This is a genomic window from Gluconacetobacter diazotrophicus PA1 5 (assembly GCF_000067045.1).
GTDB classification, from domain to species: Bacteria; Pseudomonadota; Alphaproteobacteria; order Acetobacterales; family Acetobacteraceae; genus Gluconacetobacter; species Gluconacetobacter diazotrophicus.
The window spans coordinates 2,598,278-2,612,254 of record NC_010125.1 but is presented as its reverse complement, the minus strand read 5'-3'; the positions used below and the strand labels follow the sequence as shown (position 1 = coordinate 2,612,254).

General features: G+C 64.4%; 13 protein-coding genes. 9 read left to right on the top strand and 4 right to left on the bottom strand.

The annotated features are described in order from the left end of the window. Positions 1 to 13: 13 nt before the first annotated feature. From GDI_RS11975 to GDI_RS11945, 7 genes are all read left to right on the top strand, one after another. Entirely contained in the window at positions 14 to 748 is a 735-nt protein-coding gene (locus tag GDI_RS11975) for an NUDIX domain-containing protein (protein WP_012226526.1), read from the top strand. A gap of 41 nt (positions 749 to 789) precedes the next feature. Further along, positions 790 to 1,056: a DUF3311 domain-containing protein gene (locus GDI_RS11970; RefSeq protein ID WP_012553330.1), complete on the top strand. Its 267-nt coding sequence runs from the start codon at positions 790 to 792 to the stop codon at positions 1,054 to 1,056. Between the two features lie 6 nt (positions 1,057 to 1,062). Beyond that, positions 1,063 to 2,445, top strand: coding sequence for a sodium:solute symporter family protein (locus tag GDI_RS11965; protein ID WP_012226524.1), 1,383 nt, complete (start codon positions 1,063 to 1,065; stop codon positions 2,443 to 2,445). Between the two features lie 216 nt (positions 2,446 to 2,661). Further along, entirely contained in the window at positions 2,662 to 4,107 is a 1,446-nt protein-coding gene (locus tag GDI_RS11960) for a UbiA family prenyltransferase (protein WP_012226523.1), read from the top strand. A 1-nt stretch (position 4,108) separates the two neighbouring features. Further along, on the top strand, positions 4,109 to 5,833 hold the full coding sequence (locus GDI_RS11955) for a hypothetical protein (protein WP_012226522.1): 1,725 nt from the start codon (positions 4,109 to 4,111) through the stop codon (positions 5,831 to 5,833). 37 nt (positions 5,834 to 5,870) lie between these two features. Then, positions 5,871 to 7,712 (top strand): hypothetical protein, encoded by a 1,842-nt coding sequence (locus tag GDI_RS11950; protein ID WP_012226521.1) that lies wholly within the window; start codon positions 5,871 to 5,873, stop codon positions 7,710 to 7,712. 8 nt (positions 7,713 to 7,720) lie between these two features. After that, positions 7,721 to 8,023: a DMT family transporter gene (locus GDI_RS11945; protein ID WP_157871037.1), complete on the top strand. Its 303-nt coding sequence runs from the start codon at positions 7,721 to 7,723 to the stop codon at positions 8,021 to 8,023. Positions 8,024 to 8,084: 61 nt separating this feature from the next. Here GDI_RS11945 and GDI_RS11940 read toward each other — a convergent pair whose 3' ends face one another. Beyond that, positions 8,085 to 9,356 carry a glycosyltransferase family 87 protein gene (locus GDI_RS11940; protein ID WP_231854105.1) on the bottom strand — a complete coding sequence of 424 codons (1,272 nt, stop codon included), beginning with the start codon at positions 9,354 to 9,356 and terminating at the stop codon, positions 8,085 to 8,087. A 542-nt stretch (positions 9,357 to 9,898) separates the two neighbouring features. On the opposite strand from GDI_RS11940, the gene GDI_RS11935 reads away from it, so the two are divergent. Next, positions 9,899 to 10,267, top strand: a complete 369-nt coding sequence (locus tag GDI_RS11935; protein WP_012226517.1) for a hypothetical protein — start codon at positions 9,899 to 9,901, stop codon at positions 10,265 to 10,267. After that, positions 10,264 to 11,628 (top strand): hypothetical protein, encoded by a 1,365-nt coding sequence (locus tag GDI_RS11930; RefSeq protein WP_012226516.1) that lies wholly within the window; start codon positions 10,264 to 10,266, stop codon positions 11,626 to 11,628. The genes GDI_RS11935 and GDI_RS11930 overlap by 4 nt, the downstream gene beginning before the upstream one ends. Here GDI_RS11930 and GDI_RS11925 read toward each other — a convergent pair. The 3 genes from GDI_RS11925 to GDI_RS11915 form a co-directional block, all read right to left on the bottom strand. After that, positions 11,621 to 11,926 carry a lipoyl domain-containing protein gene (locus GDI_RS11925; RefSeq protein WP_012553323.1) on the bottom strand — a complete coding sequence of 102 codons (306 nt, stop codon included), beginning with the start codon at positions 11,924 to 11,926 and terminating at the stop codon, positions 11,621 to 11,623. The two genes, GDI_RS11930 and GDI_RS11925, sit on opposite strands and share 8 nt — an antisense overlap. A gap of 135 nt (positions 11,927 to 12,061) precedes the next feature. Continuing rightward, the gene (locus tag GDI_RS11920; RefSeq protein ID WP_012226514.1) at positions 12,062 to 13,051 is read right to left on the bottom strand and encodes an alpha-ketoacid dehydrogenase subunit beta; all 990 of its coding nucleotides are present in this window, start codon (positions 13,049 to 13,051) and stop codon (positions 12,062 to 12,064) included. Then, on the bottom strand, positions 13,041 to 13,976 hold the full coding sequence (locus GDI_RS11915; RefSeq protein ID WP_012226513.1) for a thiamine pyrophosphate-dependent dehydrogenase E1 component subunit alpha: 936 nt from the start codon (positions 13,974 to 13,976) through the stop codon (positions 13,041 to 13,043). Before GDI_RS11915 ends, GDI_RS11920 begins: the two co-directional genes overlap by 11 nt. Between the last annotated feature and the right edge of the window lies 1 nt (position 13,977).

The following is a 13,977-nucleotide window of genomic DNA, read 5'->3' as shown; positions in this document are numbered from 1 at the left end:
AGGGGCAGACGGTATGGACACGGTGGACATGGACGGGATTCCGGTCACCTTCGCTGTTTCGGTCCCGCCGGATCGCCATGCCGACGTCCGTGCCGCGCCGCATTTCCGGCGCTGGCTGCTGCAGGCCGCGTCGCGGTTCGACCTGCGCGCCGTGGCGGTGCGGGACGTCGTCTTCTTCGGACACAGGGTGGGCTTCATTCTGGTGGAGGCCGACGCCTGGCATGCCGGGCGGCAGGTCCCGGGCGCGGCCCTGCTGCGGGGGGATTCGGTGTCGGTGCTGGTGGTGCTGCTGTCCCGGCATCCCCCGCGGACCATCCTGACGTGCGAGCCGCGCCTGCCGGTGGCCTGCCCCGACCTGCTGGCGCTGCCGGCCGGCATGCTGGACGGCGGCCAGCTTGTCAGCACCGCCCTGCGCGAACTGGCCGAGGAAGTCGGCACCGACCTGACCGTGCGGGCCGACATGCTGGTCGAACTGACCACCGTCTGGCTGTCGCCCGGCGGATGCGACGAGGCGATCACGCTCTACGCCGTCGATCTGGATATCGACGCGCAGGCCATGCGGGCGCTGGACGGGCGACGGACCGGCAATGCCTGCGAGCATGAAACGATCCATCTGCGGATCATCGACCTGGATGCGATCCCCGGGATCGGCCGCACCGACGCGAAGACCCTGCTGTCCTATCACCTGTACCGGAACCTGAAGGACCGGAGCCCGGGCCCGGCGGATATGGTTTCCAAAACGGAATAAACCGGCTTGACCGCGACCGGGCGGGTACGGATCATGCCGTGATGATCGATGATCCGCCCGCGGATGCCGCACCCGTCATCCTGCCGAACGGACCGTCGCCCGTGCTGCCGCGATGGCGGCTGGCCGTCGGGATCGGTATCCCGTTCTGCGCCGTGGATCTGGCTCTGCCGTGGCTGGACCGGGTGCGGGGCACGATCCTGGGCTTCCCGGTCGTGACGGCCTGGCTGTTCGCGTGGTTCGTCCTGACCTCCGCCTGCCTGGGCACGGTATGGGTCCTGCATGACCGCCATCTCGGCGATGACGACTGACATCCCATGTCAAGTGTGACGTTCTGCCTCGTGATCCTGCTGTCGCTGGGGATCGCGCTTTATTCCCGGCGAGGGCACCATCACCAGGGAACGCGGGATTTCTTCGTCGCCTCGGGGCAGTTCGGCGGTGCGCTGCTGTTCTTCCTGGCGGTGGGCGAGACGTACAGCATCGGCACCGTGCTGGGCTTTCCCGCCGGCACGGTCAGCCACGGCACGGCGTTCGTACTCTGGTTCCTCAGCTACATCGTGCTGGCCTTTCCGGTGGGGTATTTCCTCAATCCCAGGATCTGGCAGGCCGGACAGGCCTGCAATGCCCTGACCCTGGCGGACCTGTTCCGCCACCATGTCGGCAGCCGGGCGGTCGAAATCGCCATGGCGCTGAATGCCATCCTGTTCCTGTTGCCGTTCGGCGACATGCAGTTCGTCGGCCTGCTGACGGTGCTGCAGGGCTTCGGCTGGCAGGTGCCCAGCATCCTGCTGACGACGCTGGCGGCGGTGATGGCGTTCTTCTGGGTCGCGCTGTCGGGGATACGCGCCCCGGCCTATGTCTCGATCCTGAAGGATGTGCTGACGATCGTCGCGGTGGTGGCGGTCGGCGGCGCGGCCCTGCTGGCCATGGGCCACCTGCCGGACCCGCACCAGGCCGGGCGGGCGGTCGGGCAGGACATCGCGGATATCCGTCCCACCGGGCGGGACGAGGCCTTCGCCATGTCCACCGTCATCCTGCAGTCGATCGGCTTCTGCGTCGCGCCGCAGACGGTGGCGTTCCTGTTCACCGGGCGCTCGCGGCGGATCGTCCGGCGCAACCAGGTCCTGATGCCGCTCTATATGCTGATGTTCCCGTTCCTGTACCTGGTCGCCGAGTATGCGCGCCGGTCGGGCATGGCGCTGCCCACGCCGAACGATGCGTTCATGACCGTGTCGCTGGCGCTGCTGCCCGGCTGGATGGACGGGCTGGTGGCCGCGGCCTGCACCCTGTCGGCGCTGGTGGTCCTGGCCGGAACGTGCCTGGCGATCGGTTCGCTGGTATCGCACAACCTGCTGCATGGCCTGTCGGATCGCCAGCAGCGCTACGGCGCGCAGGTCGTGATCGCGCTCTATCTGCTGTTTTCGGTCGTCAGCGCGGCACACGCGTCCGGCGTCCTGGTCAAGCTGAACACCATGTATTATTTTGGCGTGACGCAGGCGGCGCCCGGCCTGTTCGCTATCCTGCTTGCCCGGCCGGTCAGACCGGCGGCGCTGGTCGCCGGATTGCTGGCCGGGGACGGGCTTTCGGTCGGACTGTATCTGGGCGGTGTCGATCTGGGCGGGATCAATCCCGGACTTGTGGGGCTGGTGGCCAACGCCGCCATCCTGTGGGCCGGCAGTTACATGCCGCGGCGCCGCTGACACGCCGGCATCGTGGCGGAATTCCGTCGCGGGCGGGAAACTTTCATCGCCGGAAGATGTTGCTTTCGCGGTCGCATCAATGATCCGCGTGCCGAATGATGGCGACCCGTCGGGTTCGGCGAATACAAGTTCATAAAAGTATAGAAATTTAAATAACGTCTAATATTATTTTCCGAATTTTTACGCATAAATTTAATATATATATTGGGGCGAGAGATGGATTCCTCATTATTGCTGGATCATGACACCCAATATCCATTGGTCGTGGATCTGGATGGCACATTGATCGCCTCGGATCTGCTGATCGAATCGTTTTTCGCCTGTATCGGTCAGGAATTCGCCAGCCTTCCGCATCTGTGTTCCTCCCTGGCCAAGGGGAAGGCGCACCTGAAGCATGCGCTGGCCTCGCGGGTCGAAATCGATGCCATGACGCTACCCTACCAGGACGCGGTTCTGGACCTGATCGACCAGGCGCGGGCCCAGAGGCGGCCGATCTTCCTGGCCACGGCTTCGAACGAACGCTACGCGCGGGCCGTGACCCAGCATCTGGGCGGGTTCGATGGAATATTCGCCAGCGACACGCACAACAACCTGTCGGGCGCGAACAAGGCCCGCGTCCTCGTCGAAGCCTTCGGAGAAAAAGGCTTCGATTATGTCGGCAATCATCGTGACGACCTGGAAATCTGGCGCCACGCGCGGCGATGTCACGCGATCGGGCTGGATGGCGGGTCGCGGCGCAAGCTGCACGCATCGGGCCCAGACCGCGTCGAAATCCTGGACAAGCCGCCCCAGTCGCTGAAGACATGGGCGCGCGCCCTGCGTGTCCATCAATATGCGAAAAACGTCCTGGTCTTTCTGCCGGCCCTGGCCGCCCATGCGTTCAGCCTGACGGTCCTGCTGCAAAGCTGCGCCGCCTTCCTGGCCTTCTGCGCCTCGGCATCGGCCATCTATCTGGTGAACGACCTGGTGGATCTGCGTGACGACCGGTCGCATCCCACCAAGAAAAGGCGCCCGCTGGCCAGCGGCAGGGTGTCGATCCACGCGGCGCTGGCCGCGATCCCGATACTGGGACTGTGCGCCATCGCGCTCTGCCTGTTCCTGCCATTGATCTTCAGCGTCACGCTGTTCGGCTACGTCGTGCTGACGACGGGCTATTCCTTCTGGCTGAAGCGCAAGAAACTGGGGGACGTGGTGGGGCTTGCGCTGCTGTACACGGCCCGGCTGGTCGGGGGCGCGGCGGCGACGGGGATCGTCCTGTCGGAATGGATCCTGGCATTTTCGCTGTTCGTGTTCACGTCCCTGGCCCTTATCAAGCGCTATACGGAATTGCTGACCCGGCTGGATGCGAACCTGCCGGATTCCAGCAGCCGGGACTACAAGAAGGACGACCTGGTGGTACTGGCGTCCCTGGCGGCGGCGTCCGGGACCAACGCGGTGACGGTCTTTTCGCTGTATATCGCATCGGATTCGGTCAAGGCGACGTACCGGCACCCCGATATGCTGTGGCTGCTGTCACCGATCCTGCTCTTCCTGCTGGGCCGGGTGCTGATCGTCGCCCATCGGCGGCACATGCATGACGACCCGGTCATCTGGGCGTTGCGCGACCGCACGAGCTGCGTTGCCGTCGCATGCTCGATCATGATCTTCCTGGCGGCGTCGTGACATGACGATTTCTCTGCCGATGCATCATGAGGCGGCCCTGGAGACGCACAGGGCGTCGGACTGGCGCGTCACGCTCGGGATCGTCCTCTGGGGGACCCTGCTGTCCCTGATCTCGTCCCAATATGCCGGCGGGCAGGTGAACAATTTCTACCACCTTCCCATTCTGGCGGGGCTTTACAATGAACCCCAGTTCGCGGACGACCTGTTCATTCAAAGCCTGCGCTTCTACTCCTCCGGTTTCTGGCAAATTCTGTCCGGGACCATCAACGGCCCCCAGGTCTTCGGAATCCTGTTCTTTTTCCTGATCCTGTCACGCATGCTTCTGTTCGCGGGCATGCTGGCCTGGGCCAGCCTGCTGGGTTTCGACAGCGTCAGGGAACGGATCGTGTTCACGACGCTCGTCGCGTTCGCGTCGATCCTTCAGGGCTATGCCGAAGCAGGGGCGGGGGGGCTTCTGATCGACAGTTTCACGCAATCGGAGGTCGCGAACGCGACGACGCTGATCGCGCTGGCCTGGGCGGCACGGCGGCGGATCGGTGCCGCGTTCGCCATCAACGGCGTGACGTTTTTCCTCAATGCCTTTGTGGCCGTCTGGACCGCCGTTCCCCTGGCCTTCATCCTCTGGCGCCAATGGCGGCGGAAGGACTGGACCCTGCGGACGCTTGGGATTCAGGCGGCGCCCGGCCTGGCGTGTTTCGTCGTCCTGGCCGTCCCGGTCGTTCGCAACATGCTGGCCAATCCCTATGTCACGGTCACGCCGCCCTTCGATTACATCGCCTTCCTGGAAGCGTTCTTCCCCTATCATTTCCTGGTCTGGGACATCTCCATCCGGGACAAGGTTATCTTCCCCGCAATGTTCTGCAGCGGAATGCTCGCCGCCATGATGCTGCGCCGACCCAATGCCTTTCTGACGACCGCCCTGTGGGGGGCGATCGCGGTCTGGGTGACGGGTGCCGTCCTGCCCTTCGCAACGCATTCCCGCATGCTGCTGAACCTGCACCTCCTGCGGTCGGGTACCACCGTGTACATGCTCGCGGCGATTGCCGTCGCCGCGCTGACGACCCGGTGGGTGTTCTCGCGCAATACCATGGACCGCACCCTGTGGGCGCCGGCCCTCATGCTGGCGTCCTGCACCCTCAAGATCCTGGCGCCGTTCATGCTGCTGGTTCTGCTGCTGCGGCGCCGGCCGTGGCGCTTCCTGTCCAATCCGCGGCTTTCCGTCATGGCACCGGTTCTGCTGCTGATGACGATCCTGTTCTGCGGGGTGCGCATCTACCATACCATGGCGTTCGACCACACTTTCCTGGCGAAGCGGGCCGACTGGCAGGCCCTGGGCACCTGGGCGCGGATACAGACGCCGGTGCGCGCGATGTTCCTGATCCCGATCGACCTGCTGCCGGAGGCGAGCCTGCTTCCCAAGGGTGACGCCGGCCAGAACGAACTGGCGATCGGGAACACCGTTTTTTCCTATTTTTCGCATCGTAGAGCCTGGGTGTTCCCGCGTGCCGGTGCGAACGTGCTGTGGGCGCCCGCCTATTACCCGGAATGGCATGACAGGATGGTGGATGTCCGCCGGCTGAAGAGCCTGCCCGACCGTCTGCGCTATGCCGATCGGCACGGCATGTCCTACGTGGTCGATGGCTGCGGCCAATCCGATTCGCCGGTACCGGTCGCCCAATTCAGCCGGCTGTGCGTCTTCGCCGTTCCGCAACATTCCGCAGCATGACGGAAGCCACGTCCCTGGGCGGCTGGAGCGACCTGACATGAACCTGTCCGATACCTTCCCGCCCCTGGAAGCGCCAGCCCCGGCGGCCGTGCGCCCCTGGTCGTTTCCCGACCATGCCAGGCCCGTGCCCGACCGGCGCGCGACGTTCGCCGTCATGTTGGTCGGAACGCTGCTTTCGCTGGCCCTGTCGGGATACGCCGCCGGGGAGGAGAACAATTACTATCAGATGCCGATCCTGGCGGGCCTGTATCACGAGCCGCAATTCGCGACCGACCCGTTCATACAGAGCCTGCGCTTCTACGCATCCGGCTTCTGGCAGATGCTGTCCGGAAGCGCGAACGGGCCCCATGTCTATACGATCCTGTTCGCCTTCCAGATTCTGTCGCGCATGATCCTGGTGTTCAGCATCATGGAATGGGCGACCCTTCTGGAATGCGGATCCGTGATGGAGGTGGCGACATTCACGGCCCTCGTCCTGCTTTCATCGACGATCCGGGGATTTTCCAATGCCGGCGTGGGTGGCCTGCTGATCAGCAGTTTCACGCACTCCGAAATGGCAAACGGCACGATGCTCCTGGCGCTGGTCTGGGCCGGACGGGGACGGATCACCGCTTCGCTGGCCGTGAACGGGGTGACGTTCTTCCTGAATGCGTTCGTCGGTGTCTGGACCCTGGTGCCACTCGTCTTCATCATCTGGTCGCACTGGCGGCACCACGGAGTGGCCGGGCGTACGCTCGCGCGTCAGGCGGCCTGGGGGGGCGGGATCCTTGCGGCGTTCGCCGCTCCGGTTGTCCATAACATCCTGGCCAACCCCTATACGCGGGAGGCACCTTCCTTCGACTATGTCGGCTTCCTGCAGTCGTTCTTCCCGTACCATTTCCTGATCTGGAGCACGAGCCACCGGGAACAGGGCCTGCTTGCGGTCATTTTCTGCTGCGGCCTTGCGACCGCGTCGATGCTGCCGACATCGCGCGCCGCCCTGAAGGCCGCGTTGTGGGGGGCGGCCTCCGTCTGGATCGCGGGTGTGTTTCTTCCGTTCCTCAGCCATTCCCGCCTGCTGCTGAACCTGCATCTGCTGCGCTCGGGCAGCACGGTTCACATGTTGTCGGCCATCGCCGTCGCCGCACTGGCGACCAGGTGGGTCTTTTCCGGCACGGCGTCGGATCGCCTCGTGTGGGCCCCCTTGCTCTTTGTGCTGTCCTGCACGCTCAAGATCTTCATGCCGCTGGTCCTCGTGCTTCTGGTGGTGCGGCGGTGGCGGCCGGCGGTGGCGGTCGGCCTGCGCCGTTACGCGGCGCCGGCGCTCCTGCTGGCCGGGGTCGCCTTCAACGTGGCACTGATCTATCGCGCCGCCGTTTCAAGCCGGGTCGCCGTCCAGAAGCGCGACGACTGGCAGGCCCTGGGCACATGGGCGCGGGCTCATACGGCCGTGGACGCCCTGTTCCTCAACCCGCCCGGGATATCATGGGGAATGGGCATGTCGGCGAAGAACGACGCGTTTCAGGACGGGCTTTCAGAGGGGGCGCCCGTCTTCACCTATTTTTCCCATCGGCAGTCATGGGTCTCGTCCCCCGCGGGGGCGGCGGTGATGTGGGCGCCCGCCTATTACCCCACGTGGCACGCCAGAATCACCGAAGTCCGGGCACTGAAGACCCTGCCGGACCGTCTGGATTACGCGGCCCGGAACGGCATCGCCTATGTCGTCGATGGCTGCGCCCGGACCGACCGCGACCGCCCCTCGCCCGTTTCGGACGGCTTTGCCTCTTTTCCTCCAGGAGCACCCAATCATGAAATTCGGGACGGTTTCTCTCGTGCTGTGGACCGTTCTATTGTCGTTGTTCAGCGTTCTATTGTCGTCCTCGGCCCAGATCCTTGCTGAAGATGGGGATGTCCGCCCCGTCGGTGCAGGCCGTGATCGCCACCCGGTCCGACCTGCGACAGGTCTTCGCGGCGGTGGCGCTGAATCCGTCGATCGTGCTGGGATTGCTGGCCTTCGGTTCCAGCGCCGTCGTGTGGCTTCTGGTCCTGGCGCGTATCGACGTCTCCCAGGCCTATCCTTGCGTTGCGCTGGGCATCGTCATGACCGTGGGGGCGGGCATCGTCCTGCTGGGCGAGCAGATCCACCCCACGCGAATCATCGGCCTGCTGGTGATTCTGTCCGGCGTCGTCATCATGGCACGCGCGCAATAGCGCGGCTCCAGATGAGGGGATCGCCCCTCATCTCGATCGCCCCGCGAAGCCGGAGACCCCGTCAGAAGCGCGACAGCGCCATGGTGTCCTCGGTCTTCCGCGTGCTGATACCATCAGGAATACGTGCTGTCGATCGTGCGAGCAGGCCGCTGCGGCACAACGCGATCAGGAAGAGCACCGCACCGATCAGCCATGCCGATGCAAGCGTGCGTGTGGCGAGGAACCCGATGCGGCCTGCCAGGATGGACGGATAGGTCACCGGCATCGAAACGAGTATGATGCTGCACCAGACCAGCCTGTCCGTCAGCGGGCCGCCATGCAACGGCAGCCGGCCTGTGATGTAGGCACTCCACGGCATCAGCAGCAGCAGATAATAATGCGTCCACGATACGGGGCTGGTGATGACGCAGAATGCGATCAACAGCGAAAAATCGAATATATCCGACAGGTCAGCCGCGCTCCGGCCCGTCCGGGCTGCCCGGGATCGCCAGGCCAGGCTCGCGATGGTGGTCAGCGCGAGGATGACGATCGCCAATGCCTTCGACACCAGGGTCATGGAAAACGGCAGGTCATGCAGATACCAGTCGAAGACATATTTCGGCCCTGTCGCAAGCCGCAGCAGGAACGCGTTGATGGACTGATTGTTGAAGGCGCCGATGGTCTGCTGCGTATAGCGGACAATGCACCACTCGTACCATCCGCGCGTGACAGGCCAGCCGAAGACCGCCACGGACGATACGGCCGTCACGGCCACGATCGCCGCGCAGGCCCCGGCGGCGCGCCAGTTTCGCCGATACAGGAAATAGAGGAAGAAGATCGAAATCATCGGCTTGATGGTGGCGGAAAATCCGATCAGCAGGCCAACGGAATACATCCGCTTCTTCTTCAGCAGGCCGAGGCTCAGGATAAGCAGGAGGAATATGAAATGGGTCGTGTTGCCCATGTCGAACATGCTGTACCACAAAGGGCCGTTGCAGATAAAAAGGAAGAACACCAGAATCTTCTTCCTGGTGTTGCACCCTTTCGTCAGGATCAGGAAGGACCCGACCACGGCCAGCAGCCCCAGAATGGAAAAGACGATCACCGCCCCGGTGGGGCCCATATAGGGGAACGGGGCGAACAGGTAGACGTCGATGGGCCAATTGACGAATTTTCTGTTCATGAGAAACGGAACCAGCGCGCCCCTGCCATGCCTCAGCACGGCATCGGCCGCGTCGTAATAGCAGTCGCGGAAATCGGCCATGAACAGGGGAGGTTTTATAAAATATAGAGGAAACCATATATTGATAAATATCGATAAAATAGCCAACGATATCAGGAGGGAAATTGTCATGCTCCAATTCCCTTTGGTCAGGGATATGCGCAGGTTTTGCATGGTATTCCGTATTCCCTGTATTAAATGGAATTTGTCATATGGTCCGATAGGATAATATATAAAATCACGCGGGCTCGAATTTTTCGGTTTTTGCCGGACCATCGCTCTCGTGCCGTCCGGCGATGGGACGATCAGTCCCACTGATCTCGATCGGTCGAGCATTGCCCGATGATTACGCCGCAGGCACGAGGCGGTTGCACCCCGTTCCAGCCCCGGTTTGGTCGTGACAGGAAGATCAGGGCGAGGACGCCAGCCGCGGCAGGGTATGGAGAATATCGTCGATCGGCAAGAGCCATGGCAACGCAACGGAAAATCCACAATACGAGACAAAATCGGCCATATCGGAGAAACGGTGCGGGCGGTGGGGGAACGTACCGAAAGGAAGGGCGTTTGCTGTTTCGTTGCTTTTCGATCCGGATATATTCCGCACCCGAAGCGATCAAATATGGCAATATAATCAGTATAATTTTCAATAATTACATTACGGGGCGAGGGGCTGCATGCTCTATGAATTCAAGCTCACTTCACTCATTCCCCAGATGTCCGGCGCGACCACGGAATGTGTCTATGCCGCGCCCGATGCGGCGCTGCGGATGGGCAGCAAGCTGATGGACCTCAGCGTCGATCTCAGCAGTGCGTTTGCCCAGGAATGTCCGCCGGTTTCCTATTATCGAGTGGTGCTGCGCGAGGCCGTCTTCCTGCGGCGGATCGACCTGTCGCCGGGACAGTACTGCGCCCTTGGCGATCGTCTGGCGCTGTTTTCCACCGATCCCGACGAATCCCTGGATCAGGAGGTGGATCGGCCGGTGCGCTGCACCGTGGCCGGTATCATTCATCACGACGGCATGTGGACAGGACGGCATTCATGAACAGGATTCCCCTGCGTTTCGGCGCGCTCAAGGCCGACGGCTATACCATTGTTCGTTCCAGCCTGCGCTGGCTGCGTGAATCCGGCCAGTTCTGTCGGGCCGGTCAGCCGGTCGCCTATTGCAATATCAGCCTGGAACCATCGGGTGTGCGGATTGCCGCCGGCGCGTCCATGGCCGGGGAACTGGAGATGCAGGTGGCCTTCGCGCCCCGTGTGTCCGGCCGCCTGACCGTGCAGGACGACATGGCCCGCGGCGGCTACCTGGCCATTCGCGGTGTCGATACATGGGACCCGAATACGATCCTGGGCCATATCGAACCCGACGGCGAGGTCCAGGACGACGATCCGGGGCGCCTTCGTCTGCTGATGCTGGCCGGGCGGCGGATGACGGCCCTGGCCGACGTGCATGCGGGCCTGCTTTCCGGCTGGTTCGGACGCAGCCGCGCGTGGTGGCATGAGGACGGGGAGACACCTGTCACGCTGCTCAGCATGGGGGTCTGCGACGCGGCCGGCGTCGTACTGGGCGAGCAATCCGCGTTCCTGGAAATGTTCGAAGCCGAACGGCGATCCTCGCAGTTCGTCTTTGTGCCCGATCATCCCGTCGCCCCCTGCACGCCGATCCTGATCGACCAGTTGTCGCGGACTCCGGCGCAGTTCGATGCGATCGCCGAGGATCTGCGGCGTTTCCTGGGCAGCGGGGCGGTGGCGCCGACGGCGGATGACTGGATGTTCGCCGGGGCGTTGCTGTCGGTCCTGCAGAACGCACCGCTGAAGGATCGCTACACGGTGTTCGGTGCCGACGGTTCGACCCGTCTCGGGCCGCCGGACGCCGTTCTGCTGTCCCTGAGCGTGGAACCGCAGGCGATCCTGCGTCACCGGACGCTGGGCTACCCCCTGCATGTCATACGTCACCACCTGGCGGCGGCGGGCCCGGCCATCCGGGCGTGGATCGCCGGTTCCTTCGAATCGGTCAGGCGCCCGGTGGATGCGATCCGCCGCGATTACGAAACGCTGATCGATACCCTGGCCGCCACGACCAGAAGCCGCGTCATGGTGCTCAATCGCATGTCGACGTCGGGATACGAGGATATCTCCAGCTACCTGGCCTTCGATGCCCCGCTCAGCGACACGCTGTCCAACATCGCCGCCAAGGAATGGAACCTGATGCTGCATGACGTGGCGGAAAGCCACGACCTGACCATCATCGATGTCGATGCGCTGGGTGCCGAACTCGGCGGGGGCATGCATCTGCCGGACGGAATTCACCAAAGCGGACAGATGGCGGCGGCCCTGAGGCAGGAGATCCTCCAGGCGCTGTCGGAAACGCGCCCGGTCGGAACTCCTGCCGCCCTGGTCAGGTAATTTCGAATGCGACGGGGATGTCGGCTGCCGCGACATCCCCGTCGGGCAGGGGCTCGTCCGCCTCGTCGCTGAACAGCGCCAGCCGCAGCCCGACCGCGCACCAGTCGCCGGGCTGGGCGTGAATTGCCCGCAGGATGCCGGCCTGGCCCGCCCGCACCTCGACGACCGCCTTGTGGGTCTCCAGTTCGACAATCAGGTCGCCCGGCGCAAAGGCGGTCCCGGCATCGCCATGCCATTCGAGGATACGAATTTCCTCGACCCCGGGCACCGCGGCGGGAACGGATAATTGGTAGATCATGCATGTTTTCCTGGTTTGGGTGGTCGATCGCGCTCTAGAGCAATCAGTCATCGGATAGAACCAGCTGAATTGCTCCAGTCTTTTGTTTTCCGAGCATCTTCACGTGGAGGTGATTTCACCCGACCACGATCTGCTCTATTGCGCCATAAGCGCGCACACGGTTCGGGCAACGCGTGCCGCATCGGGGACGCACGCCGTCTCCAGAACCGGATTCGATGAAACGGGCGCGGGAAGGGCGCCGATGCGGATCCACGGCCTGGGGCCGATCCGTTCGAACATCTGGCTGGCCACCTCGGCGCCGACGCCGCAGACGGTCTGGCCTTCCTCCAGGGTCAGCAATCGCCCCGTCCGCGCGACGGACGCCGTCACGGTTCCGATGTCCAGCGGCGCCAGGCTGCGCAGGTCGATGACTTCGCAGGATATGTCCTGGTATTCGAGCGCGCGCGCCGCCTCCAGGGCCACCTGGACCATGTAGCCATGGGTGACCAGCGTCACGTCCCGCCCCGTGCGCCGGACGCAGGCCTGCCCGAAGGGAACCGGTTCCTCGATCACCGGCACCTCGCCCGGGGCGGGGAACAGCCGCTTGTGGTCGATATAGACGACGGGCCCGTCATGCCGCAGGGCCGTCTTCATCAGCCCGTAGGCGTCGGCCGGGGTGGCCGGCGCCACGACCGTCAGGCCCGGGACGCTCATCAGCCAGGCCTCGATGCATTGCGAATGGGCCACGCCCTGGCCGTGCGCGCCGGCCGTCGTCTTCACCACCAGCGGCGCCGTCAGGGTCCCGGCCGATTTATAGCGCAGCTTGGCCGCGTAATTGATCAGCGCGTCGAAACCCAGCATCAGGAAATCCATGTAGGTGATGCTGACCAGCGGGCGATACCCGGCGGCGGCGGCGCCGGCGGCAATTCCGATGGTGGCGGCTTCCGCCACCGGCGTGTCGCGAATGCGCCCGGGCCCGAAGATCGGGTACAGCCCATCGAATTCCCGGTAGGAACCGCCGAAGGCCCCGACGTCCTGCCCCATGATCAGGATACGGGGATCACGCGTCATTTCCTCGCGGACGGCGCGCGCGACGCCCTCGCGAAAGAACATCCGGGTGGTTGTCAGGCCATGGCTATCCAACATGATGCAGGACCTCCTCTGCGTCCGGGTAGGGTGAGGCGTCGGCATAGGCCAGGGCCTGTGCCGCGCGGCTGGTCGCCTGCTGCTGCATCCGCTCCAGATCCGCCGCACCCAGGATGCCTTCGGCCCGCAGGGCCGTGATCGTGCGCTCGATCGGGCAATGCGTCCGCAGCGCGGTCAGTTCGGGCCGGCTGCGGGTCTCCCGCGCCGTGGTGGAGTGCGAGCGCAGGCGGATGGACGTGCATTCCAGGAAGGCCGGCCCCCGTCCGTCGCGGACATGGCGGACGGCCTCGGCGGCGGTGGCGGCGACCAGGCCGACATCCAGCCCGTCGATCGTCCGGGCCCACAATCCGAACGTGGCCCCCAGGTCCGACAGGCGCGGGACGGCCAGCGCAGCCTCGCGCGCGGTCGAAACCGAAAGCTGGTTGTTGTTGCACACGAACAGCAGCGGCAGCTTCCACAGGGCCGCCATGTTCAGCGTTTCGTGCAGCGCCCCGGCGCCGCAGGCACCGTCGCCGAACAGGATGACGACAATGCCGCCGGTCCCGTCCATCTGCCGGGCCAGCGCCACCCCGGCCGCGATGCTGATATTGCCGCCCACCACCGCGTGCGCGCCGAAAAAGCCGTCATCGGGCGCCGACATGTGGCCACGGCCGGCGCGCCCGCGATTCATGCCGCCGGTCCGGCCCAGCAGTTCGGCCATGACCCGCTCGGGCGCCACGCCGCGTGCCAGGATGGGGCCGATCGACCGTCCACCGGTCAGCAACTGATCGCCCGCCTCCAGCGCCGAGGCCAGGCCGACGGCAACCGCTTCCTCGCCCGACGACAGAAGCTGGAAGCCATGGTCCTTGCGCGCCGACAGCGCCTCCTCGAAGGCCCGGATCAGCATCATGTCGCGCAGGGCCTCGATACGATCGATATGGCTCATG

Bases quoted from the DNA above. Each gene is read 5' to 3' on its own strand.
- GDI_RS11975 (WP_012226526.1), top strand. From the start codon at position 14: ATGGACACGGTGGACATGGACGGGATTCCGGTCACCTTCGCTGTTTCG.
- GDI_RS11970 (WP_012553330.1), top strand. From the start codon at position 790: ATGATCGATGATCCGCCCGCGGATGCCGCACCCGTCATCCTGCCGAAC.
- GDI_RS11965 (WP_012226524.1), top strand. From the start codon at position 1,063: ATGTCAAGTGTGACGTTCTGCCTCGTGATCCTGCTGTCGCTGGGGATC.
- GDI_RS11960 (WP_012226523.1), top strand. From the start codon at position 2,662: ATGGATTCCTCATTATTGCTGGATCATGACACCCAATATCCATTGGTC.
- GDI_RS11955 (WP_012226522.1), top strand. From the start codon at position 4,109: ATGACGATTTCTCTGCCGATGCATCATGAGGCGGCCCTGGAGACGCAC.
- GDI_RS11950 (WP_012226521.1), top strand. From the start codon at position 5,871: ATGAACCTGTCCGATACCTTCCCGCCCCTGGAAGCGCCAGCCCCGGCG.
- GDI_RS11945 (WP_157871037.1), top strand. From the start codon at position 7,721: ATGTCCGCCCCGTCGGTGCAGGCCGTGATCGCCACCCGGTCCGACCTG.
- GDI_RS11940 (WP_231854105.1), bottom strand. From the start codon at position 9,356: ATGACAATTTCCCTCCTGATATCGTTGGCTATTTTATCGATATTTATC.
- GDI_RS11935 (WP_012226517.1), top strand. From the start codon at position 9,899: ATGCTCTATGAATTCAAGCTCACTTCACTCATTCCCCAGATGTCCGGC.
- GDI_RS11930 (WP_012226516.1), top strand. From the start codon at position 10,264: ATGAACAGGATTCCCCTGCGTTTCGGCGCGCTCAAGGCCGACGGCTAT.
- GDI_RS11925 (WP_012553323.1), bottom strand. From the start codon at position 11,926: ATGATCTACCAATTATCCGTTCCCGCCGCGGTGCCCGGGGTCGAGGAA.
- GDI_RS11920 (WP_012226514.1), bottom strand. From the start codon at position 13,051: ATGTTGGATAGCCATGGCCTGACAACCACCCGGATGTTCTTTCGCGAG.
- GDI_RS11915 (WP_012226513.1), bottom strand. From the start codon at position 13,976: ATGAGCCATATCGATCGTATCGAGGCCCTGCGCGACATGATGCTGATC.